The sequence below is a fragment of the Methylobacterium sp. NFXW15 genome (assembly GCF_049887755.1).
In the GTDB taxonomy this organism is placed as follows: Bacteria; Pseudomonadota; Alphaproteobacteria; order Rhizobiales; family Beijerinckiaceae; genus Methylobacterium.
The window spans coordinates 750,387-771,599 of the sequence record NZ_JAGEKG010000001.1 but is presented as its reverse complement, the minus strand read 5'-3'; the positions used below and the strand labels follow the sequence as shown (position 1 = coordinate 771,599).

At 68.3% G+C, this 21,213-nt stretch carries 20 protein-coding genes and 2 tRNA genes; 13 read left to right on the top strand and 9 right to left on the bottom strand.

Annotation, left to right across the window (positions count from 1 at the left end; genetic code table 11):
• Positions 1-120: 120 nt before the first annotated feature.
• Positions 121-858 (bottom strand): YggS family pyridoxal phosphate-dependent enzyme, encoded by a 738-nt coding sequence (locus J4O73_RS03690; RefSeq protein WP_426214656.1) that lies wholly within the window; start codon positions 856-858, stop codon positions 121-123.
• Positions 859-1,007: 149 nt separating this feature from the next.
• Between J4O73_RS03690 and leuS the strand changes: the two genes are divergently transcribed.
• The 3 genes from leuS to J4O73_RS03675 all read left to right on the top strand — a co-directional run bounded on the left by leuS (position 1,008) and on the right by J4O73_RS03675 (position 5,337).
• Entirely contained in the window at positions 1,008-3,587 is a 2,580-nt protein-coding gene (leuS, locus tag J4O73_RS03685) for a leucine--tRNA ligase (protein ID WP_426214654.1), read from the top strand.
• Positions 3,588-3,796: 209 nt separating this feature from the next.
• The gene (locus J4O73_RS03680) at positions 3,797-4,798 is read left to right on the top strand and encodes an asparaginase (RefSeq protein WP_426214910.1); all 1,002 of its coding nucleotides are present in this window, start codon (positions 3,797-3,799) and stop codon (positions 4,796-4,798) included.
• A gap of 8 nt (positions 4,799-4,806) precedes the next feature.
• Positions 4,807-5,337, top strand: coding sequence for an isochorismatase family protein (locus J4O73_RS03675; protein WP_426214652.1), 531 nt, complete (start codon positions 4,807-4,809; stop codon positions 5,335-5,337).
• A 6-nt stretch (positions 5,338-5,343) separates the two neighbouring features.
• Here J4O73_RS03675 and J4O73_RS03670 read toward each other — a convergent pair whose 3' ends face one another.
• Positions 5,344-5,931, bottom strand: coding sequence for a sigma-70 family RNA polymerase sigma factor (locus J4O73_RS03670; RefSeq protein WP_378968149.1), 588 nt, complete (start codon positions 5,929-5,931; stop codon positions 5,344-5,346).
• Complete coding sequence (locus tag J4O73_RS03665; protein ID WP_426214649.1) at positions 5,928-6,170, bottom strand: NepR family anti-sigma factor; 243 nt, start codon at positions 6,168-6,170, stop codon at positions 5,928-5,930. Before J4O73_RS03665 ends, J4O73_RS03670 begins: the two co-directional genes overlap by 4 nt.
• 354 nt (positions 6,171-6,524) lie before the next feature.
• Between J4O73_RS03665 and J4O73_RS03660 the strand changes: the two genes are divergently transcribed.
• The 4 genes from J4O73_RS03660 (at position 6,525) to J4O73_RS03645 (ending at position 10,919) form a co-directional block, all read left to right on the top strand.
• Positions 6,525-7,928 carry an ethanolamine ammonia-lyase subunit EutB gene (locus tag J4O73_RS03660; RefSeq protein WP_426214647.1) on the top strand — a complete coding sequence of 468 codons (1,404 nt, stop codon included), beginning with the start codon at positions 6,525-6,527 and terminating at the stop codon, positions 7,926-7,928.
• Positions 7,925-8,677, top strand: a complete 753-nt coding sequence (gene eutC, locus J4O73_RS03655; protein ID WP_426214645.1) for an ethanolamine ammonia-lyase subunit EutC — start codon at positions 7,925-7,927, stop codon at positions 8,675-8,677. Before J4O73_RS03660 ends, eutC begins: the two co-directional genes overlap by 4 nt.
• 272 nt (positions 8,678-8,949) lie before the next feature.
• Entirely contained in the window at positions 8,950-9,183 is a 234-nt protein-coding gene (locus tag J4O73_RS03650; protein ID WP_426214643.1) for a hypothetical protein, read from the top strand.
• A gap of 293 nt (positions 9,184-9,476) precedes the next feature.
• Positions 9,477-10,919 (top strand): mannose-1-phosphate guanylyltransferase/mannose-6-phosphate isomerase, encoded by a 1,443-nt coding sequence (locus J4O73_RS03645; RefSeq protein ID WP_426214641.1) that lies wholly within the window; start codon positions 9,477-9,479, stop codon positions 10,917-10,919.
• A gap of 6 nt (positions 10,920-10,925) precedes the next feature.
• Here J4O73_RS03645 and J4O73_RS03640 read toward each other — a convergent pair whose 3' ends face one another.
• Entirely contained in the window at positions 10,926-11,234 is a 309-nt protein-coding gene (locus tag J4O73_RS03640; RefSeq protein ID WP_426214639.1) for a hypothetical protein, read from the bottom strand.
• A gap of 125 nt (positions 11,235-11,359) precedes the next feature.
• Between J4O73_RS03640 and J4O73_RS03635 the strand changes: the two genes are divergently transcribed.
• Complete coding sequence (locus J4O73_RS03635) at positions 11,360-11,689, top strand: helix-turn-helix domain-containing protein (RefSeq protein ID WP_426214637.1); 330 nt, start codon at positions 11,360-11,362, stop codon at positions 11,687-11,689.
• A gap of 235 nt (positions 11,690-11,924) precedes the next feature.
• Positions 11,925-12,257 (top strand): helix-turn-helix domain-containing protein, encoded by a 333-nt coding sequence (locus tag J4O73_RS03630; RefSeq protein WP_426214635.1) that lies wholly within the window; start codon positions 11,925-11,927, stop codon positions 12,255-12,257.
• 105 nt (positions 12,258-12,362) lie between these two features.
• On the opposite strand, the gene J4O73_RS03625 is transcribed toward J4O73_RS03630, so the two are convergent.
• Positions 12,363-12,437: transfer RNA gene (locus J4O73_RS03625), tRNA-Thr, on the bottom strand.
• 47 nt (positions 12,438-12,484) lie between these two features.
• Positions 12,485-14,605 (bottom strand): FUSC family protein, encoded by a 2,121-nt coding sequence (locus J4O73_RS03620; RefSeq protein ID WP_426214633.1) that lies wholly within the window; start codon positions 14,603-14,605, stop codon positions 12,485-12,487.
• Positions 14,606-14,738: 133 nt separating this feature from the next.
• Between J4O73_RS03620 and J4O73_RS03615 the strand changes: the two genes are divergently transcribed.
• Positions 14,739-14,815 (top strand) — tRNA-Arg (locus J4O73_RS03615).
• Positions 14,816-14,828: 13 nt separating this feature from the next.
• Here the strand turns inward: J4O73_RS03615 and J4O73_RS03610 are convergent.
• The 3 genes from J4O73_RS03610 to J4O73_RS03600 all read right to left on the bottom strand — a co-directional run bounded on the left by J4O73_RS03610 (position 14,829) and on the right by J4O73_RS03600 (position 17,559).
• The gene (locus J4O73_RS03610) at positions 14,829-15,017 is read right to left on the bottom strand and encodes a hypothetical protein (RefSeq protein WP_426214631.1); all 189 of its coding nucleotides are present in this window, start codon (positions 15,015-15,017) and stop codon (positions 14,829-14,831) included.
• A 116-nt stretch (positions 15,018-15,133) separates the two neighbouring features.
• The gene (gene zwf / locus J4O73_RS03605; protein WP_426214629.1) at positions 15,134-16,612 is read right to left on the bottom strand and encodes a glucose-6-phosphate dehydrogenase; all 1,479 of its coding nucleotides are present in this window, start codon (positions 16,610-16,612) and stop codon (positions 15,134-15,136) included.
• 104 nt (positions 16,613-16,716) lie between these two features.
• The gene (locus J4O73_RS03600; RefSeq protein WP_426214627.1) at positions 16,717-17,559 is read right to left on the bottom strand and encodes an SDR family NAD(P)-dependent oxidoreductase; all 843 of its coding nucleotides are present in this window, start codon (positions 17,557-17,559) and stop codon (positions 16,717-16,719) included.
• 93 nt (positions 17,560-17,652) lie between these two features.
• Between J4O73_RS03600 and J4O73_RS03595 the strand changes: the two genes are divergently transcribed.
• The 3 genes from J4O73_RS03595 to J4O73_RS03585 all read left to right on the top strand — a co-directional run bounded on the left by J4O73_RS03595 (position 17,653) and on the right by J4O73_RS03585 (position 21,187).
• A complete protein-coding gene (locus J4O73_RS03595; protein WP_426214625.1) occupies positions 17,653-18,828 on the top strand; it encodes an endo-1,4-beta-xylanase in 1,176 nt (391 codons plus the stop codon).
• Positions 18,829-18,916: 88 nt separating this feature from the next.
• Positions 18,917-20,521 (top strand): L,D-transpeptidase family protein, encoded by a 1,605-nt coding sequence (locus J4O73_RS03590; RefSeq protein WP_426214623.1) that lies wholly within the window; start codon positions 18,917-18,919, stop codon positions 20,519-20,521.
• Between the two features lie 132 nt (positions 20,522-20,653).
• A complete protein-coding gene (locus J4O73_RS03585; protein ID WP_426214622.1) occupies positions 20,654-21,187 on the top strand; it encodes a Dps family protein in 534 nt (177 codons plus the stop codon).
• Positions 21,188-21,213: the final 26 nt, after the last annotated feature.

Genomic DNA, 21,213 nt, shown 5'->3' with positions numbered 1-21,213 from the left:
CCTTCGGCACCAGCCCCTCCCGTCATTGCGAGGACAGCGAAGCAATCCAGGGACGGAGGGCCGCTTCCGGACGTGGCGCCTCCCTCATTGCTTCGCTCCGTTCGCAATGACGGCGGAGGTTCAGGCCTTCTTGAGCCGCTGGCCGAAGATGGCGGTGCCGACGCGGACATGGGTCGCGCCGACCTGGATCGCCGCCGGGTAGTCGCTGCTCATGCCCATGGACAGGATCGGCAGGTTGCGCTCGCATGCGAGCTTCGCCAGCAGCGCGAAATGGGCCGAGGGCGGATCCTCTACGGGCGGGATGCACATCAGCCCCTGAATCGCGAGCCCATGCGTGTCCCGGCACTCGGCAAGCAGCGTATCGAGCTGATCGACCGGGACGCCGCCCTTTTGCGGCTCATCGCCGGTATTCACTTGGATCAGCAGCTTCGGCGTCCGCCCGGTGCGGGTGATCTCCTTGGCCAGGGCGGCGGCGAGCGACAGCCGGTCGAGGGAATGGATCACGTCGAACAGGGCGACCGCTTCGCGGGCCTTGTTCGATTGCAGGGGGCCGACGAGGTGCAATTCCACATCCGGGAATCGCTCCTTCAGGGTGGGCCATTTCGCGGCCGATTCCTGCACGTAATTCTCGCCGAACAACCGCTGCCCGGCTTCGAGTGCCGGGAGGATGCCCTCGGCCGGAATGGTCTTCGAGATGGCGATGAGATGGACCTCCGCCGGGTCCCGGTCGCTGTCGCGGGCGGCGCGGGCCACACCCTCGCGCACCTCCGCGAGCCCGGCGGCGACGTCGGCCTCACCCACCGGTGGGATGTGCCCGATGTCGGAGCGGGGGGGCGGTCCGGGCAGGGGGGCGGCCATGATCGTGTCTCCTTGGGTCGAGCGACCCGGGGCAAGCATGGACGGAGCGGCCATGCAAGGCCCGTTGACCCGCCGCCTCTTGGATATGCTACTGCGCCGCAAGACGCCCGTTCCCGCGACAGGCTCGTTCCTGCGACAGACTTGGCCCGATGACCGACGCACCCACCCCGATCGAACGCTACAACGCCAAGGATGCCGAGCCGCGCTGGCAGGCGGCGTGGTCGCAGGCCAAGATCTTCGAGACGGACAACGCGGACCCCCGTCCGAAATACTACGTGCTGGAGATGTTCCCTTATCCGTCGGGGCGCATCCATATGGGCCACGTGCGCAACTACGCGATGGGCGACGTGGTGGCCCGCTACAAGCGCGCCAAGGGCTTCAGCGTGCTGCACCCGATGGGCTGGGACGCGTTCGGCCTGCCCGCCGAGAACGCCGCGATGGAGCGCAAGGTCAACCCGCGCGCCTGGACCTACGACAACATCGCCACCATGCGCGGACAGCTCCAATCCATGGGCCTGTCGCTGGATTGGAGCCGTGAGATCGCGACCTGCGATCCGAGCTACTACAAGCATCAGCAGCGCATGTTCCTCGACTTCCTCGAGAAGGGGCTGGTGACGCGCCGCACGGCGAAGGTGAATTGGGACCCGGTGGACCACACCGTGCTCGCCAACGAGCAGGTGATCGACGGCCGCGGCTGGCGCTCGGGCGCGCTGGTGGAGCAGCGCGAGCTGACCCAGTGGTTCTTCAAGATCACCGATTTCGCGGAGAATCTGCTCACCGCCCTCGACGGGCTCGACCGTTGGCCGGAGAAGGTCCGGCTGATGCAGAAGAACTGGATCGGCCGCTCCGAGGGCCTGGAGGTCCGGTTCGACCTGACGCAGAATGTTGCCGGCTACGGGGATAGTGTCACCGTCTACACGACCCGGCCCGACACGCTGTTCGGTGCCAAGTTCCTGGCGATTGCCGCCGACCATCCGATCGCGGCGAGCCTAGCCGAAGGCAACGAAGCGCTGCAGGGCTTCATCGCCGAATGCCAGCGCATCGGCACGGCGCAGGCGGCCATCGACACGGCGGAGAAGCTCGGCTTCGACACGGGCCTACGGGTGCGCCACCCCCTCGACCCGTCCTGGGACTTGCCGGTCTACGTCGCGAATTTCGTTCTGATGGAATACGGCACCGGGGCCGTGTTCGGCTGCCCGGCGCATGACCAGCGCGACCTCGACTTTGCCAACAAGTACGGGCTCGGCAACACACCGGTCGTCTGCCCTGAGGGGCAGGACCCGGCGAGCTTCGTCATCACCGATACCGCCTATGACGGCGACGGGCGGATGATCAATTCGCGCTTCCTCGACGGCATGGGCACGCAGGCCGCCTTCAACGCGGTCGCGAATCGCCTCGAAGGGGAGGGCGTCGCGACCCGCAAGGTGCAGTTCCGCCTGCGCGACTGGGGCGTCTCGCGCCAGCGCTACTGGGGCTGCCCGATCCCGATCATCCATTGCGACAGCTGCGGCCCGGTGCCGGTGCCGGTCGAAGACCTTCCGGTAAAGCTGCCGGAGGAGGTCTCGTTCGACCAGCCGGGCAACCCGTTGGAGCGGGACGCGGCGTGGCGTCAGGTTCCCTGCCCGACGTGCGGAGCCGCCGCCCGGCGCGAGACCGACACGATGGACACGTTCGTGGACTCGTCGTGGTACTTCGCGCGCTTCACCGCACCGTGGCTCACCGATCAGCCGACCGACCCGGAGACGGTGAACCGCTGGCTGCCGGTGGACCAGTATATCGGCGGCATCGAGCACGCGATCCTGCACCTGCTCTACGCCCGCTTCTTCACCCGTGCGATGCGCGAGACCGGCTGGTCCGGCGTATCCGAGCCGTTCGCGGGCCTGTTCACGCAGGGCATGGTCGTCCACGAGACCTACAAGGACGCGGCGGGCGCCTGGGTCCCCCCGGCCGATGTGCGGCTCACCGCCGACGGCGGAGAGCGGCAGGCGTTTCACGTGAAAACTAACGGCCCGGTAACCATCGGGCCGATCGAGAAGATGTCGAAGTCGAAGAAGAACGTGGTCGACCCCGACGACATCATCGCGAGCTACGGCGCTGACACCGCCCGCTGGTTCATGCTCTCGGACTCGCCGCCCGAGCGCGACGTAATCTGGACGGAAGAGGGCGTGCAGGGCGCTGCCCGGTTCGTGCAGCGCGTGTGGCGCCTCGTGAATGCGGCTTGCGCGGCTTCGGGCGACGGGGCGGCCGACCTCGCCCTGCGCAAGGCCGCGCATCGTGCACTGGCCTCGGTGGGCGAGGACGTGGAGCGGCTGCGCTTCAACCGCTGCGTGGCCCATGTCTACACTTTGGCCAATGCCCTGGATGAAGGGCTGCGCGGCCCGGTCTCGCAGGGCGCGGCGCGAGAAGCGGCCGGCATTCTCGTCCAGCTCATCGCACCGATGATGCCACATCTCGCCGAGGAATGCTGGACGGCGCTTGGCCGGGATGGCCTCGTCGCGGCAGCGCCGTGGCCGGAGGCCGAGGCCGGGCTGCTGGTCGAGGACGAGATCACCCTGCCGGTCCAGATCAACGGCAAGAAGCGGGCGGATGTCACCGTCCCGCGCGCTGCCGATGCCAAAGCCGTCGAAGCCGCCACTTTGGCCCTCGAAGCCGTGCAGAAAGTGCTGGAGGGCAAGGCGCCGAAGAAGGTGATTGTCGTGCCCGGCAGGATCGTGAACCTCGTCGTGTAGACCCGGCACCAACATCGACACTCTGCCGACACGCCCTCCACGGGCGTGTCGGCGGAGCGGGACTGGCTACACAGCACGCGGGCATGGCACATCAGCGCCAGCCTCGCCCATGCTGTTCGATTTTCGCAGCTGAGCCCCGCGCGGCCGAACCCTTGCACTCCCTCTCCGAGGCGGGCATCGCATGTTCGCGCGAAAAGGGAATGAAACGGATGACCGGCAAGCCGACAGTCGCTTTCATCGGTACGGGCGGGACGCTCTCGTCCCTCGGCCGAGATTCCCTCGACATCCTCGATTACGTCGCGAACGACCGGCGTCTCGACGCAACCGAGATCGTCGCTGCCGTGCCTGAACTGGCTGAAGTGGCGAATGTCGTGCCGGTGCCGTTCCGGACGGTTACGAGCCCGGGGATCGGCTTCGCGGAATGGCGCGATCTCGTACGGCTCTGCGAGCAGGTGGCGGGCGAGCATCCCGATCTCGCGGGCATCGTCATCGGCCACGGCACGGCGACTCTGGAAGAGACAGCCTATGCTTTGAGCCTGACGCTGACGGTCGATCTGCCTGTGGTGATCGTCGGCTCGCAGCGGCCGATGACCGCCCTGTCTACCGATGCGAAGCTCAACCTCGTGGCCGCGGTCCGGACGGCCGCATCCCCGGCGTCGCGCGGGCGCGGCGTACTCGTCGTGCTCAACGACGAGATCCAGGCGGCGCGCGAGGTCACTAAGACCTCTGTCACCCGCCTCCAGACCTTCCGCACGCCGGATTTCGGCGTGCTCGGCCACGTCGATGGCGAGAGTGTGCGGTACTATCGGCGCTCCGAGCGGGCGCATGCCCCCGGCACGCCCTTCGATATCCGTTCCATCACGGCTCTGCCCCGGGTGGACGTATCCTACGCCTATGCCGATGCGGACGGGACGGCGGTACGGGCCTTCCGGGCGGCGGGCGCGAAGGGGCTCGTTGCGGCGGGGCTTGCCCCCGGCATGGTCCCGCCCCTTGAAGCCGATGCTCTGGCGGAGGCGGTCGAGGCGGGCTTGGTGGTGGTGATGTCGACCCGCGCGGGCAGCGGCGTCGTGCCTCTCAGCACCCGTCTGCGCGAGCGCGGCATCCTCAGCGCAGATAACCTGACACCGCAGAAGGCGCGCATCCTTCTGTCCCTCGCCCTGACGGTGACGCAGGATCGTGGGCAGATCGCCGACTATTTCGCCGCCTACTGAACCGCTCCATGCAACCGTCCCTCGACGCCACCCGCTCGCTTCTCATCCTCGTCGATATTCAGGCGCGGCTCGTTCCGGCTCTGGCAGAGTCGGAGGCGATGATCGCCAATGCCCGGCGGCTCAAGGAGGCGGCGTCGATCCTCGCTGTGCCCGTGCTGATCACCGAGCAGAACCCCGGTGCCCTGGGCTCGACGGTGCCGGCGTTGGCAGGCGGCGAGGTGGTGGACAAGATGGCGTTCGACGTGACGCGCGAGGAGGGTTTCCTCGCCCGGGTCCCGGATGGGGCCGAGGTCGTCCTGGCGGGCTGCGAGGCGCATATCTGCGTCTTGCAGACGGCGATGGGGTTGAAGGCGGCCGGCCGCCGGGTGCGCGTGGTGCGCGATGCTGTGGCCTCCCGGCGCACGGAGAACCGCGAGGCGGCACTGGCTCGCCTCGCGGCCCATGGGGTCGACATCGTCACCACCGAGATGGTGGTGTTCGAATGGCTTGGCAGCGCCGCCCACCCCCGCTTCCGCGAGGTGGTGCGGCTCATCAAGTAGCGGCGCTCAGCGGTCTTCCAGCGCCGCCCGCGTCGCGCCGTCCGCGCCGATATCGTCTGTGCCCTGCATGCCGAGGCTCTCGATCAGCCGCACCCGGGCGCGGCTCACCCGGCTCTTGATGGTGCCCACTGCCACGCCGCAGATCTCGGCCGCCTCCTCGTAGGTGAAGCTCTGCGCGCCCACGAGGATCAGGGCCTCGCGCTGGGCGTGCGGCAGCAGGTTCAGCGCCTCCTGGAACTGCGCCATCTCCATGCGCACCTCCTGCTCCGGCAGGGCGGTGAGGCGTCCGGCATGGAGGCCATCGGCATCCTCCACCTCGCGCTTGCGCTTGCGCTGCTCGGAGTAGAACAGGTTGCGCAGGATGGTGAACAGCCACGCCGTCAGGTTCGTGCCCCGGCGGAAGCTCTCGGCTCGGGTCCAGGCGCGCACCAGCGTGTCCTGTACGAGGTCATCGGACCGGTCCAGGTCGTAGGTCAGCGAGAAGGCGAAGGCCCGCAAGGCGGGAATCGCGCCAAGCAGAAGCTCGCGCATCTCCGCGTCGGCACCCGGCGGCGTCCCCACCGGCGGGGCGGACGGTGCGAGGGAATGCATCATCGCGAAATCTCCCGTTCGGCGCGCCCGGTCGCCCTGCCGTCCTCGGCAAGGCCCTCCACGAGGGCGCGCAGGTGGTCGGGGATCGGCAGGGCGAGGACCTGCGCGTAGTGGCGCTGCAATTCGCGTCCGATCCGGGCACGCGCGGCAGCATCGACCGAGCCACGCCGCCCTGACGCGGGTTCCGGCTCAGCCCTGATCGCGGCCGTCGCGGCCGCCGCAATGTCGTGCTCCTCAGTCATTGTCTCGTCCTGACGGACGGGCCGACCGGCTCACCTCCGTCCGGTCCGTCTCACGGTCCGTGCGGCTGCGTTTCGGCGCATCGCCCTGATGGCGGCGCTGATATGATCTGGGGATTTAATCGGCTCTGAACTCTGTATTCAGGCGATATTAATAGCCAATACGAATTAGTATCGACAAATGTTTCAGCAATGTAACAAGAAATGATCTAGAAACAAGCAAAAGCTTGGCAGTGACTATGTGAGACTGAGGATGAACGTTCCCTGAGTGGCAAGCGTGGCCGAAACAAGACGAGGGCCCTAGCGTTCCTGTCCGCAAACGGCGAGGATTCCTCGCGGCTTCGGGGAGACCCCTTCATGGCGTATGCAACCACCATCGAAGGCACGCGCTTCCGCTTTCCGGATCTCAAGAGTCTGCTCGCTAAGGCGACGCCGGAACGGTCGGGCGACCAACTCGCGGGCATCGCCGCGGAGGGCCCGGTGGAACGGCTCGCCGCGCAGATCGCGCTCGCCGACCTCCCCCTCAAGACCTTCCTCGAACAGGAACTGATCCCCTCCGAAGACGATGAGGTGTCGGATCTCATCGCCCGGCGGCACGATCGCGAGGCCTTCGCGCCCATCTCGTCCCTCACGGTCGGCGCTTTTCGGGAGTGGCTGCTCTCGCCGGAGGCCGATGCGCGGGTGCTGGCAGCCCTGGCACCCGGCCTGACGCCGGAGATGGTGGCCGCGGTCTCGAAGCTCTGCCGTCTTCAGGATCTCGTCGCCATCGCCGCCAAGCGGCCGGTGGTGACGCACTTCCGTTCGACCCTCGGTCTGCCCGGGCGCCTCTCCACCCGCAACCAGCCGAACCACCCGACCGATTCGTCGGAAGGCATTCTCGTCTCCGCCCTCGACGGATTGTTGATGGGGTCGGGCGATGCGGTGATCGGGGTCAACCCGGCGACCGACTCGCTGCCGGATTACATCCGCATCGTCGAGTTGCTGGAGACCCTGCGCCTTCGCCTGAACGTGCCGACCCAGCATTGCTGCCTCGGCCACGTGACGGTGGCGATCGAGGCCATGGCCCGGGGCGCCCCGGTCGATCTCGTCTTCCAGTCCGTGGCGGGTTCACAGAAGGCCAATGCCGGCTTCGGTGTCGATCTCGCGGTGTTGCGTGAGGCGCAGCAGGCGGCCCTGGCTCTCGGCCGCTGCCCAGTGGGCGGCCAGTTCATGTATTTCGAGACGGGCCAGGGCTCGGCCCTCTCGGCCGACGCCCATTGGGGCGTCGATCAGCAGACGATGGAGGCCCGCGCCTACGCGGTGGCGCGTGAATTCGCGCCGCTCCTCGTCAACACGGTCGTCGGCTTCATCGGTCCGGAATACCTCTACGACGGCAAGCAGATCATCCGCGCCGGGCTGGAGGATCATTTCTGCGGCAAACTCCTCGGCCTGCCGATGGGGGTCGACGTCTGCTACACCAACCACGCCTCCGCCGATGGTGAGGACATGGATGCCCTGCTGGTCCTGCTCTGCGCGGCGGGGGTGAACTTCGTCATCACCGTGCCGGGGGCGGACGATGTGATGCTGAACTACCAATCGCTGTCTCATCACGATGCGGTTTTTGCCCGCGAGACGCTCCGGCGCCCCCCGGCCCCGGAATTCGAGGCGTGGCTGCGCGAGGTCGGCCTCACCGCCGAGCACGGTCGCCTCACCGGGGCGGCGGGCGAATTACCCGGCGCTTTCGCGGACGCTTCCCGCCTCCTTCCGGGGAGGGCGGCATGAGCGCCCCCACCCGCCCGAGCCTGCGCGATCTGCGTTCCCTCACCCAGGCGCGGATCGCGCTTGGCGCCCACGGCGCGGGCCTGCCGACGGCGGCGGCGCTGGCCTTCGGCCTCGACCATGCCCGTGCCCGCGAGGCGGTCTGGACACCCCTCGATACGGAGGCCATCCGCGAAGCGTTGACGGCGCAGGGGCTCGAATCCGTAGAGGTCCGGTCCAATGTGACGGACCGGGCGGAATACCTGCGGCGGCCGGACCGGGGGCGCATGATGAACCCGGAGTGCGAGGCTGCCCTCGATGGGGCCGGATGCGACCTCGCCATCGTAATCGCTGATGGCCTCTCGGCCACGGCCGTCGCCCTCAACGCGGTGCCGATGGCGACCGCCCTGGCAGAGCGGGCGAACCGCGCCGGGTGGCGCCTCGCCCCCGTGGTCGTCGCGACGCAGGCGAGGGTGGCCCTGGGCGATCCGGTGGGAGCCCGGCTGAAGGCGCGGGCGGTGGCGGTGCTGATCGGCGAGCGGCCCGGCTTGTCGGCTTCGGACAGCCTCGGCTGCTACATCACGCTCGCGCCGGAGCCGGGCCTGCCCGATTCCCGGCGCAACTGCATCTCCAACATCCGGCAGGACGGGCTCTCGATCGAGGCCGCCGCAGAGCAGATGGAGGCGTTGCTGCGCGCCATGTTCGTGCAGAACGTCAGTGGCGTCGGCCTGCGCCGGGACGAGGCGGTGCTGCCCGGTCCCGGGGCGGCGTGACCGTCCGCCTGCATTCAAGAGCAAGAAAATACGCAGGTTTCAACGCGAGTAATTCAAAATAGTCGTGTATCTGGAACCAATCAATCGCGTTACGGTTGTATGCGCGTGTCAGATATTTTTTCGTATTTTCACTATTGAGTGATCGACGCGGGGCCGCCAATTCGGCATAGACCCCCGTACGCATCGCAACAGAGGATAACGATGACTCAGGAACGCGATCCGGCCTTCGTCCGGACCGGCGCGATGATCGTCGCGTCGGCCATGGAATCGGCATGACCGTGTTCCGTCCGCAGACGGTGGGCGACTGGGAGAAGACCGGGCATCGCGGCCTGCGTATTCCCCGCTGTCCGACCTGCCGCGCCTCGACCTGGGCCAGTTGGAGTCAACTCCAGGCCAGCGCCGACGAGGATATCGTCGCCGTGGCCCAGCGCCTGCGCTGCACCTCCTGCGGCGAACTGCCCGCCGGTCTCCCCATCGTGGCGAGCACCAACCCGTCCGTGCAGTAACGCGCTCCGTTCACCCTGATTCCTCCGCAGCGCGTCATCCCCGTGACGATGCCGCTTCGAGGGCTCGACCTGCCGCGTGCAATGCGGCATGACAAGAAATGGCCTCGTCCCGAATGCCTGGATTGTCTGTCTCTCGCAGATGACCCCTTGGATATCGGGCAAGAGGCAGGAGCGACTTTCATTCTTCAACCGGGCCTTTTTGCTTCTGGGCTCAGAGCTCGCAAGTCATCGGATCGCCAGGGCATGTTGTCTGCCGATCCAGCCTGGACCGATGCGACAGCAGGAGAGAACCGATGTCGGGTGACACCACAGACCTCATCCATCCGGTCATCCTCTGTGGCGGCTCGGGCACGCGCCTGTGGCCCGCTTCGCGAGAGAGCTTTCCGAAGCAGTTCATCCCCCTGGCCGAGGCGCACCGCTCGTCCTTCCAGGCGACCGCCGCCCGCGTGACCGATGGGAGCGTCTTCGCGCGCCCGGCGATCATCACCGCCAACGACGCCCGCTTCATCGTCGCCGAGCAGCTTGCCCAAGCGGGCCTCGCCGCCGACATCCTGCTCGAACCCGCCCGGCGCGATTCGGCCGCCGCCGTCACGGTGGCCGCGCTCCACGCCGCCGCCCGGAACCCGAGCGCGCTGGTGCTGATCCTCGCCGCTGACCATGTGGTCGGCGACGATGCCGCTTTCCTCAGCGCGGTGCGCGCCGCGAGTCTCGGCGCCAAGGCCGGCTTCATCATGACGCTCGGCATCGTGCCGACCTCGCCCTCGACCGCCTACGGCTACATCCAGCCCGGTTCGCCCCTGGCCGGCGCGGCCGGAGAGGCCGGTGCGCGCAAGGTCGAGCGTTTCCTCGAGAAGCCCAAGGCCGACCGCGCCGAGCAGCTGATCGCCGAGGGCGCCCTGTGGAACAGCGGCTACTTCCTGTTCCGGGCGGACGTGATGCTCGACGAGTTGCGCACCCACTCCCCCGAGGTCCTGGCGGCGGCCGAGGCCTCCCTCGCGGCGGCCACGCGCGACCTCGATTTCCTGCGCCTCGACACCGAGGCCTTCCTGCAATCGCCGCAGATCTCGGTGGACTATGCCGTGATGGAGCATACGACCCGCGCGGCGGTGTTGCCGGTCTCGTTCCCGTGGTCGGACATCGGCACCTGGGGCGCCCTGTGGGAGGTCTCGCCGCAGGATGCGGACGGGAATGCCACGCGCGGCCGGGTGGCCCTGCACGGCACCCGCAACAGCCTCGTTCATAGCGAGGGCGAGTTGCTCACCACCGTGGTCGGCCTGGACGACGTGGTGGTGGTCTCGACCCCCGACGCGGTGCTCGTCACGAGCCGCGAGCGCGGCGGCGAGGTCAAGAACCTCGTGGAGCAGCTCCGGGCCCGGAAGGAGCCCGAGGCCGACGCCCACCGCCTGATGTATCGCCCTTGGGGCAACTACCAGCGCATCGATATCGGTACGCGCTTCCAGGTGAAGCGCATCACCGTGAAGCCCGGCGCGCGTCTCTCGCTGCAGAAGCACTTCCACCGTGCCGAGCACTGGGTGGTGGTGCATGGCACCGCCGAGGTGACCGTCGACGATCAAGTGACGCTCGTCCACGAGAACGAGGCGATCTATCTGCCGATCGGCTGCGTCCACCGCCTCGCTAACCCGGGCAAGATCCCGCTGGAGCTCATCGAGGTCCAGGTCGGCTCCTACACCGGCGAGGACGACATTATCCGCATCGAGGACGTCTACGGACGCTGAGGCGCCTCAAGACGGATGCGGGCGACGTCCCGCATCCGTCTGCCGCCGCCGGATCTCGCGCCGCACGAGGCTCCACAGCACCCGATCGTGAGCGCGGCTGCGATGCCACGCGGCGTGCTCCTCAAGGAGCGCCTGTGCCTCTGGAGCGTCTGGATGTTCGCGCATCAGCGCGTCGGCCAGGGCCTCGATCTCCCGAGGGGGGATCCTGCGGGCGATGAGCCACGGCTCGGCGATGATCCAGCCGATCATCCCGGCAAACACTGCAACCGCTACGAGCATCAACCCAGACAGGGAAAACCATAGCCAGTGTGGCATGGGGCGCTCTGCCCAATCCTCTTGCCAGGATTTCGTACTTATATTACGGCTTTTTTCCGAGTCGCAATGATAGTCTCTTTTGCCGTCCCTCGTTGCCGCGGAATCCCCGTCCCCGGAGGTACGGCGTGTCGCTTGCGGTCATCTTTGGTGCGAACCTGCGGCATCACCGGAAGGGCCGATATCTGACGCAGGCTGGGCTGGCCGAGCGTGTAGGGCTCTCGACCGAAATGATCAGCAAGATGGAGCGTGGCATCGCCGCGCCGTCGATGGTGACGATCGAACGCCTTGCCGACATCCTCGACGTGCCCGCGGTCGCTTTCTTCGGCGTCGGCACGGTCCTCACCCATGACAGCGAGCGTTCGCGCCTCCTCGGCAAGGTCCACGCGCGCCTCTCTCGCCTCAACGAAGCGCAACTCGCTCGCGCCAACCGGATGCTCGCGGCGCTGACCGATTGAGGGCCAGCTTCCAACGTCCTGTCATCGCGACGGCAGGTTGCATCGGCCACGACGGATCAAGTCACCTCTGAAGCGTGCGTCAGGAGACGGCTCGCGAGAGCGCTCTCGCACGACCCGTAACGAGACGACCTATTCTCGAATATAGGAATTTCTGATTCGCAAACTGCGAAATCGGCACCCCTGATTCCTCACGGGGTGAAACCCGCCGCCGAAGATGACTTGTCGGAGGTAGGACGTGGAACTCAGGCAGGTTTTCGGTGCGGGTGTCCGCCATCACAGGCGAGCCCAGGGCATGACGCAGGAGCGTCTTGCCACCCTTGTCGACCTTTCCATCGAGACCATTGGGAAGATCGAACGGGGCTCTGCCGCACCGTCGTTCGACACCGTGGAAAGGATCGCCTTGGCCCTGAATCTCCCGCCCGTGGCCCTCTTCGGAGTGGGCGACGACGCTCTCCCCAAGGGGGAACGCGGGAAGCTACTCCGCCGCATCCAGCAGACCCTCGCGGACATGAACGACGAGCAGATGGCACGGGCCGCGAACATGCTCAGCGCCTTCATGGGTCGCTGACGCGTCGTTCCCATGCTGCCCCTTGGCGTTAATCTGCAGCGCAGGGCCGCGGCCCTCGGCCTGTCCAATGCCGTAGCCGTGGCGAGGCTCCGCGCGAAAGCCTGATGGTGCCGGATGAGGGGATCGAACCCCCGACCTTCGGTTTACAAAACCGCTGCACTACCGCTGTGCTAATCCGGCCCCGGTCCCCGTGGGCATTTGCTTGCTAGCAGCCGCCGGGCGGCGGCTCAAGCCGGGGCGAGAAGGGCGGCGCGGCTGTCGCCGGGGCGCAGGGTGCCGGTGAGCAGATCGACCTGGGCGGCAAGCCGGGCCAGCGAAGGCCCCTGCGCCGCCTCGGGCCGCTGCGGCAGGGCGGGGGCATCCGCGCCGAGGCCGGCGAGGGTGTCGCCGATCCAGTCCTTCCAGGCAGGCGCGATGGGAGCCGTGGCGTCCGGCGCGTGCCGCAGGACCGAGAGCCGGGCGCTGATTCGTCTGAGAGTCGCGTCGGCCACCATGGCCGCCTCGACCTCCGGGTGGTGCCCGGCGCGGGGCTGCTGCAGGGCCCGGGACAGGGCCGCCTCCAGATCGTTGAGGGCCAAGCCCGCCTCACGGGCGGTCGTGTCGATGGCCGCATCACGGCCCTCGCCCGCCGCCAGGACGGCACGGGCGAAGTCGGCATGGGTGGACAGGGCCCGTCGGAGCTCCTGCCGGACCTGATCCGGCTCCCAGATCGGCCAAAGCACGAGGCAACTCGCCACCGCGATGAGCCCGCCGAGGATGGTGAACCCGGCCCGCTCGGCCACGATCTCCCAGGAACTGTGCCCCGGCTCCAGAACCTCCACCAGCAGCACCACGAGGGGTGTCAGGCAGGTCACGAAGACGCCGTAGGAGATCTGCCGCGCCGCGAAGCCGACGATGCTGAGGGCGAGAATCATCCCGGCCTGCCACAGTGGCGTGGCGGCATAATAGGCGAGAACGGCGCCCACCAGCCCGCCGAGCACCGTCCCGCCGATCCGCTCCAGCGCCCGCTGCCATGTCGCCGCGTAGAAGGGCTGCATGGTCAGAACCAGCGTGATGACCAGCCAATGCGCGAAGGTTCCGCCGAAGCTGAGGGTGGCCGCGAGTGCGGGCGCCGCCACCAGCGTCGCCCGTAGGGCGTGGCGCAGGTTGGGCGAGGACGGAGTGAAGTTCTGCACCAGCGGATCGAGGGAGCGCGCCCGCCAGCCGAGCCGCCCGCCCTCGTCGAGGCCACCGGGTCGATAGCCCTCCGGCGTGGAGAGCTTGGCGGCGATGCGCACCCGGCCGACGATCCGCTCGGCGAGCCGCGCCAGGGTCGGCTCGTCGGCGACGTCCTTCGCGACGCGCACAAGGGACGGCTCCAGCCGCGCGAGGTCGAGGCTGGCATCCTCGCGGATCGCGCGGGCGATCACCGCGAGAAGCGGACGCAGCCGCCGCAGGACATGCTGCGCCGCGGCGCGCTGCGCCGGGGAGGGACGGCTGTCGAGGAGTTCCGCGATGGCGATCAGGTGGGAGAAGATCTGCTCCGCGCTCTCCAGCCGCAGCAACGCCTGCGCGGTACGCTCGGACACGCGCTCGCGGCTGCGGGCGAGGTCGAGGATCATCGCCCGCGCGGTCTCGATGCCGAGACGGACGCCCCGGCGATGGGCGCGGGCATGGCCATCGAACGCTTCGGCCTGCGGCTCTGGCAGGGCGGCGAGGCGTTCGAGGTCGCCCACCAGCCGGGCGAGGCTGCGCCACACCTCGGCCACGGCCCGGTGCGCGGGGCGATAGGGGTGGAGCCGCCAGATGACGAGGGCGAGCAGGGTCGCCCACAGACCCCCGGCGGCGAACATCAAGGCCACCGTCCCGGCCTCGGCCGGGCTCAGCGCCCGGTCGAGGGCGATGCAGACCACCACGACGAGCACGTTGCCCGCCGCCTGCGCCTGGATGCTCCACACCCGGATATAGGTGCAGGCGAAGATCACCGCGCAGGCCACGGGCACCACCACCGGCAGGCCCATCGGCCGCAGCAGGCCGAGCCCGCCCCAGAGCAGCCCGCCGATCAATGAGAAGGTGGTGAGCACTCGCAGGCGTGCATGCATCGGCCCGCCCGTGTCGCAGAAACAGGCGAGGTTGGCCGCGAAGGCCATCGATAGCAGCGGCGGCCACGGGAACAGGGCGTGGAGCAGGAAGACCACGCCGAAGGCGAAGCCCGCTCTGACGCCCTCGGAAAGCTGGATACCGCGCGGGTCGAGCCCGATCGGCAGGCGGGTGAGGTCGGCGCCGGGCTGTGCGAGGCTACCGCGCCCGGTACTCACCCGGCGCCGGACGCGGCGGGGAGACGGGGTCTGCGGAGAGGGGGCGGACACGGGGAAGGGGATCCTTGCGGCGGCGCCCGTCAGGTGTCGAAAACCAGTCCCGTCCGCAAGCCCTTCGAGGGCTGGCACCCCGGATGCCTTGACCGGAACGCTCCCCCGTGGCTTTTCGGTCCGGCTGGCATCCGACTCCGTAGCTCAGCTGGATAGAGCAGCCGCCTTCTAAGCGGCAGGTCGTAGGTTCGAGCCCTACCGGGGTCGCCAGCCGGAACCCGCTTCAGGACGCCGAGAGCCGCTCCTTCGCCCGCGCGAGGCGGGTGGCGCGATAGATCTGCCCCAGCTGCTGGCGCGCGGCCTGCACGGGCGGCGCCTGCCGCTCGGCCTGCGCCGCGTGAATGAGCCTGAGCACGGAATCGACCGAGCGGTGCAGGCGCCGCTCGGCATCGATGCTGTCGTGATCCTGCATGGTCCTGGTCCCGTCCGCATCCCGGTATCCCGGGACGCGCAGTGTCGGGACCAGGCTTGGCCGGAAAAGGGCAGCTTGGCCGTAAGGCAAGCCGTGACCCTGGCTCGCCCCCTGCCTTAAAGCCGCAGTTCCTCGTGCCACGTGCGTCCGTCGCGCTCGATCAGGGCGATGGCGGCGGTCGGCCCCCAGGAGCCCGCCGGATAAGGACGCGGCGATTCGGGCCGCTCCGCCCAGGCGCTCAGGATGCCGTCGGCCCAGGCCCAGGCGGCCTCCACCTCGTCGCGGCGCATGAACAGGGTGGCGTTGCCGCGCACCACATCCATCAGCAGCCGCTCGTAGGCGTCGGGATAGCGCTGCTTGAACGTCTCCTCGAAGGAGATGTCGAGGTCCGTCGGGCGCAGGCGCAGGCCGCCGGGACCGGGATCCTTGGTCATCACCTCGAGCTTCATGCCTTCCTGCGGTTGCAGGCGGATCACCAGCCGGTTCGGCTCCCGGCCGAACGCCTCGGTAGGGAAGATCGAGAAGGGCGAGGCGCGGAACTGCACCACGATCTCGGACAGCTTCTGCGGCAGGCGCTTGCCGGTGCGCAGGTAGAACGGCACCCCCGCCCAGCGCCCGGACTGGATCTCGACCTTCATCGCCACGAAGGTCTCGGTCCGGCTCTCGTGGCCGAGCTCGTCGAGGTAGCCGGTCACGGGCTGCCCACCCACCGCGCCCACCACGTACTGGCCGCGCACCGTCGCCGTCTGGATGTCATGGGCGGTGATCGGCTTCAGGGCGCGCAGCACCTTCAGCTTCTCGTCGCGCACGGAATTCGCTTCGAGGTTGAGCGGGCTCTCCATCGCCGTGAGACAGAGCAACTGCAGGATGTGGTTCTGCAGCATGTCCCGCATGGCGCCGGACGTGTCGTAATAGCCCGCCCGGCCTTCGACGCCGACGGTCTCGGCCACGGTGATCTGGACGTGGTCGATCACGTCCGCCGTCCAGAGGCGCTCGAAGATGGTGTTGGCGAAGCGGAGCGAGAGCAGGTTCTGCACCGTCTCCTTGCCGAGGTAGTGGTCGATCCGGAAGATCTGCGATTCGGGAAAGACCTCGCCGACCGCGTCGTTGATCGCCTTGGCGGATTTGAGATCCTTGCCGATCGGCTTCTCCAGCACGACGCGGGATTTCTCGCCGATCAACCCGTGCTTGCTGAGGTTGCGGCAGATCGAGCCGTAGAGGTCGGGCGAGGTGGCGAGGTAGTAGGGCCGCACCTGATCCGGCCGCTCGTCGAGCTTGGCCGTGAGGTCGTCCCACCCCTCATCGCCCTTACCGTCCACGGCGACGTAATCGAGATGGGCGAGGAAGTCGTTCAGCGCGGCGTCCGGCAGGTCGTGGCCCGGCACGAAGCGCTTGAGGGCGTCGCGGGCATGCTCGCGGAACGCGTCCACGGAGAGTTCCGAGCGCGAGGCGCCGATGATCCGGCTGGTGCCGGGAATCTGCCCGTCCCGGAAGCGGTAATACAGGGCGGGCAGGAGCTTGCGCGCGGTCAGGTCGCCGGTCGCGCCGAAGACGACGCAATCGAACGAGGCGACGGGAATGATCGTCGTGGCCAAAGGCGGCTCCCGGTCTGTGGCGGCGTGCCCCGCGCGGCGGCTCCCGAACGAGCCCCTGAGGGGCCGGGCTTACCCCGGTGCAGGACCCGCGCCAAGGGAGGGTTTTAATCCTCCATGTGCCGCTTGAACGCCTCGGCGTAATCCGGGTGCCAGCGGGACAGGGCCGGGCGGTTCTTGATGATGTCGCCCATGGCCCAGGCCATGCGCTTCTCGTCCTGCGCGCGGGTGGTCTCGTTGTCGGGGCAGAGGATGTAGAAGTCGCCCGCCCGCAGGCGCTCCAGCATGAACTCGATCGTCTCCTCCGGCGTCCAGGCGCCGGCGGGCTTCTCGGCGACGCCGCGCGCCTTGGCGAGGCCGGTATAGACGAAGCCGGGAATCAGCAGGTGCGCGCTGGTCTGGCAGGTCTCGCGGCTGCGTAGCTCGTGGGCGAGCGCCTCGGTCACGGCCTTCACGCCCGCCTTCGAGACGTTGTACGGCGCATTGCCCGGCGGGGTAGTGATGCCCTGCTTCGAGCCGGAGACGATGACGGCGCCGGGCCGCCCGGATTCGGCCATGGCCGGGGCGAAGGCACGGATGCCGTTCACCACGCCCCAGAGGTTGGTGCCGATGATCCGCTCCCAGGTCTCGGCGTCGGAGAAGAGCTTGCCTCCGGCCTCGACGCCGGCATTCAGCATCACGATGGCGGGCGGCCCGCCGCGCAGCACGGCCGCGGCCAGGGCCTCCATGGCGCTCCGGTCGGAGACATCCGTCGGCACGGCGCGGACATCCACCGCGGCGAGCGCCGCCACCTCCGCGCGGGCGGCGTCCAGAGCCTGCCCCGGCAGGTCGGCGAGCCACACATTCATGCCCGCCGTGGCGAAGGCTTTCGCGGCGGCGAGACCGATGCCGCTCGCGGCGCCCGTCACCACCGCGCTATGGCCGGGGCTGATCGCGGGGTGTCGAGACATCGAATGGGCTCCATCTTGGGCTGTCAGGCGTGAGATGGAGCAGGCCCACGGGAAGGCCACCGCTTCGCAAGGCCGCTGGCGGCAAGGATGGGCATGTCGATCTCCCTGAAACGCCGGAGCCTGCTCGCGGGGAGTGCGGCGAGCCTGCTCTCACGGCCCGCCGGGGCGGCGCCGGATTTTGGGCCGTTGGGTAAGCCCTCCTGGGCAGCGGACGGGCCGCAGGGAGTGGCGATGCGCAAGGGCCTCGCCTTCGGGGCGGCGGTGCCGTCGAACCTGCTGAACCGCAGCACGGAGTTCAGGAAGATCCTCGCGCGGGATTGCGGCCTTCTGCTCGGCAACAACGAGTTGAAGATGGCGGTGGTGATGCCGGAGCCCGGCCGCACCGATTTCGCCCCGGCCGATTCCGTGGTGCGCTTCGCCCGCGCGCATGGGCAGCGCCTGCGCGGGCATGCCCTTGTCTGGCACGAGGCCTTGCCGGGCTGGGTCGCGGAGCAACTCGCGAAGGCGAGCCCTGCCCAGGCGGAGGACTTCCTGCGGCGCTGGATCGAGACCGCGATGGGGCGCTACCGGGGGATGATCGAATCCTGGGACGTGCTCAACGAAGTTCTGGCCGGGTACGGGCCGGTGCGCCGGGAGGACGGCCTCCGCGAGACGCCCTGGCTCGCCGCCCTCGGGCCCGGCTATCTCGACCTTGCCTTCCGCCTCGCGCACGACGCCGACCCCAGCGCGGTGCTGACCTGGAACGAGGATTCCCTGGAGCACGATTTCGGCTGGGTGGAGGCCCGCCGCGCCCGCGTGCTCGCGCGGCTCGAGGCGATGCGGAAGCGGGGCGTGCCGGTTCGCCGCTTCGGCATCCAGGCCCATCTCGTCAGCGACCACCCGTTCGACGCGGCGAAGTTCCGCCGCTTCCTGCGGGAGCTCGGCCAGCTCGGCGTCGGCATCGCGATCACCGAACTCGATATCGATGACAAGGCTTTCCCCGCCGATCCGGTGGTCCGGGACAGGGGCGTGGCGGATTTCGCCCGTCGATTCCTCGATGTCGCGCTCGATGAGCCCGCGCTCCTCGATGTCGTGACCTGGGGTCTGTTCGATGGCGATACATGGCTCAACGACCATCCCGACCATCGCCGCCCGGACAGGCGCCGGCAGCGTCCCTTGCCACTCGATGAGGCCATGCGCCCGAAGCCGTTCCGCGAGGCGCTGATCGCGGCCTTCCGTCACGCGCCGGACCATTCCACCGTGCGAGCGCGCCTGCGCGGTACAGCATGAGCGTGCACCCCGGAGGGGATTGGTAACCATCGCGCCCGCATTCTCGCGCCAGACCGCGCCGCCCCCGGCGCCGTCGGGAGAGTCGCGTATGGTCCCGACCCCGAGCCGCCCCCGCGCCGCCGTTGCGGCCGGTCTCTGCCTGTCCGCCCTGCTAACGGGAACGGCTACCGTCCATGCCCAGGACATCGCCGTCGTCCCGGTAGCGCAGCAGCCAGCGGCCGAAATCACGAAAATAGAGCCGGCAAAAGAGATGATTCCGAAGCCGCTCGAGCCAGCGCCGGTTCCTGTTCAGCCGCTGGTGGAGGCTAGCCCTGCCAAGCCGCAGGAGGCGCCGCGCAAGAGCCGTGAGCCTGCCCCGCTGGTCTACGCGAAGGTCTCGACCGATCCGGTCCCCACCTTCTCGTCTCAGACGTTCCTGAACACCTTGCGCGCTGCCGAGCGCTACGCCGCCTTCGTGGAAGCGGGGGGTTGGGAGAAGGTGCCCGACACCCTGATCAGCCTGAAGCCCGGTGAGCGCCATCCTGCGATCCCGGCTTTGCGCCATCACCTGACCCTCGAAGGTGATCTTCCCGCCGATGCCCCCCCGAGCGATCGGCTCGATCCACCCCTCGTGGCCGCCATCTCCGCCTTCCAGGGCCGTCACGGTCTGCCGGATAGCGGGATACTTGGTCGGCTCACCATAAATGCGTTGAACGTTCCGGCCGAGACGCGCCAGAAGCAGCTGGCTGCGTCGGCGAGCCGTCTGATGGGCGTCAAGTTCGCTTTCGGCGAGCGTTATGTCGCCGTGAACATTCCGTCCGCCACGGTCGAAGCGATCGAAAACGGGCAGGTGGTTCGCCGCTACGTCGCCGTGGTCGGTTCGCACGACAAGGCGACTCCCACCATCGAAACCCGCATCACCGACATCAACTTCAACCCGACCTGGACCGTGCCGGTCTCGGTGGTGAAGAACGAGATCATTCCGCAGATGCGGAAGAACCCCGGCTACCTCGCCAAGAATCGGATCCGTATCCTGGGGCCGGGCGGGACCGAGGTGGATCCGACCAAGATCGATTGGGCGAGCGAGAAGGCCGCCAACTACACCCTGCGGCAGGATTCGGGGCTCGATAACTCACTGGGCCAAGTCCGCATCGATATGCCCAACCGTTTTGCCGTCTACATGCATGACACTCCGGCCAAGTCGCTTTTCGCGCGGTCGGTGCGGTTTCACAGCCATGGCTGCGTCCGCGTGGGCCAAGTGAAGGAGCTGGTCGGCTGGTTGTTGCAGGGCGTCGAGGGGCCGAACGGGCCAGGCTCGACCTGGGGTGCGATGGAGATCGAGAGCGGCATCGCGGACGGCGAGCGCCGGGACATCAAGCTGCCGAAGCCGATTCCCGTCGCCTTCGTCTATCTCACCGGATATGCCGGACCGGATGGGCGCGCCCAGTTCCGGGACGACATCTACGGTCTCGATAGCCCCAAGCCTGAAAACGCTAAGCCCGAGAACGCCAAGCCTGTGTCGACTTCGGCGTCGAAGCCCGCACCAGCGGCGCAGGCAGCGCCCAAGCCCGCGCCCGCTGCCTCTGCGGCTCCGAAGTCTGCGGACCCTACGACGACCGGGTCCCTCAGCCCTCGTTCGCCAGCCCCCCGCACCCTGCCTCCGGCGACCGCGGCGGAGCGCCGCAACAGTGAGGCCGCACCTCTCGTTCGCTGATTGCGGGCCTGCCATGCGGGCATCTCGTGCTCGGAACCATCCCGCCGCGCTGCGATTGCAGGGGAGAACGTGGCCAGCCCGGTTTTTCCGAGGCCGGCCCGCCCTTCATCGCCTGCAATGGGAGCGTGAACGATGGCAAAGGCCAAGCCGGTCAGCCGAATCGAGAGCGATCGCCTCAACACCCCGACCGATCTCGACCCCAACGACACCAAGAAGATCGCCGAGGGCCTCACCGTCCTGCTGTCGGATCTCTTCGCCCTCTACATCAAGACGAAGAACTTCCACTGGCATGTCAGCGGCCCGAATTTCCGCGACTACCACCTGATGATGGATGAGCAGTCCCAGCAGATCTTCTCGATTATCGACGCCGTGGGCGAGCGTGCCCGCAAGATCGGCGGCACGGTGCTGCGTTCGCTGGGCCAGGCCAAGAGCCTGACCCGCGTGGCCGACAACGACGCCGAGTATGTGAGCCCGCTCGACATGCTCAAGGAGCTGCGCGACGACAACAAGGCGCTCACCGCCCATATGCGTGAGCTGCACGAGGTGACCGACGAGGCGAACGACGTCTCCACCACTTCGCTGCTGGAAGAGTGGATCGACCAGTCCGAGGAGCGCACGTGGTTCCTCTTCGAGGCGACACGCAACGCGACGGATAGCGGCCACTAAGCTCTTTATCGGCTCAGGTCAGAAGG

Bases quoted from the DNA above. Each gene is read 5' to 3' on its own strand.
- J4O73_RS03675 (WP_426214652.1), top strand. From the start codon at position 4,807: ATGCAACCGTCCCTCGACGCCACCCGCTCGCTTCTCATCCTCGTCGAT.
- J4O73_RS03645 (WP_426214641.1), top strand. From the start codon at position 9,477: ATGTCGGGTGACACCACAGACCTCATCCATCCGGTCATCCTCTGTGGC.
- eutC (WP_426214645.1), top strand. From the start codon at position 7,925: ATGAGCGCCCCCACCCGCCCGAGCCTGCGCGATCTGCGTTCCCTCACC.
- J4O73_RS03610 (WP_426214631.1), bottom strand. From the start codon at position 15,017: ATGCAGGATCACGACAGCATCGATGCCGAGCGGCGCCTGCACCGCTCG.
- J4O73_RS03590 (WP_426214623.1), top strand. From the start codon at position 18,917: ATGGTCCCGACCCCGAGCCGCCCCCGCGCCGCCGTTGCGGCCGGTCTC.
- J4O73_RS03680 (WP_426214910.1), top strand. From the start codon at position 3,797: ATGACCGGCAAGCCGACAGTCGCTTTCATCGGTACGGGCGGGACGCTC.
- leuS (WP_426214654.1), top strand. From the start codon at position 1,008: ATGACCGACGCACCCACCCCGATCGAACGCTACAACGCCAAGGATGCC.
- J4O73_RS03600 (WP_426214627.1), bottom strand. From the start codon at position 17,559: ATGTCTCGACACCCCGCGATCAGCCCCGGCCATAGCGCGGTGGTGACG.
- J4O73_RS03665 (WP_426214649.1), bottom strand. From the start codon at position 6,170: ATGACTGAGGAGCACGACATTGCGGCGGCCGCGACGGCCGCGATCAGG.
- J4O73_RS03640 (WP_426214639.1), bottom strand. From the start codon at position 11,234: ATGCCACACTGGCTATGGTTTTCCCTGTCTGGGTTGATGCTCGTAGCG.
- J4O73_RS03650 (WP_426214643.1), top strand. From the start codon at position 8,950: ATGACCGTGTTCCGTCCGCAGACGGTGGGCGACTGGGAGAAGACCGGG.
- J4O73_RS03660 (WP_426214647.1), top strand. From the start codon at position 6,525: ATGGCGTATGCAACCACCATCGAAGGCACGCGCTTCCGCTTTCCGGAT.
- J4O73_RS03670 (WP_378968149.1), bottom strand. From the start codon at position 5,931: ATGATGCATTCCCTCGCACCGTCCGCCCCGCCGGTGGGGACGCCGCCG.
- J4O73_RS03595 (WP_426214625.1), top strand. From the start codon at position 17,653: ATGTCGATCTCCCTGAAACGCCGGAGCCTGCTCGCGGGGAGTGCGGCG.
- J4O73_RS03585 (WP_426214622.1), top strand. From the start codon at position 20,654: ATGGCAAAGGCCAAGCCGGTCAGCCGAATCGAGAGCGATCGCCTCAAC.
- J4O73_RS03690 (WP_426214656.1), bottom strand. From the start codon at position 858: ATGGCCGCCCCCCTGCCCGGACCGCCCCCCCGCTCCGACATCGGGCAC.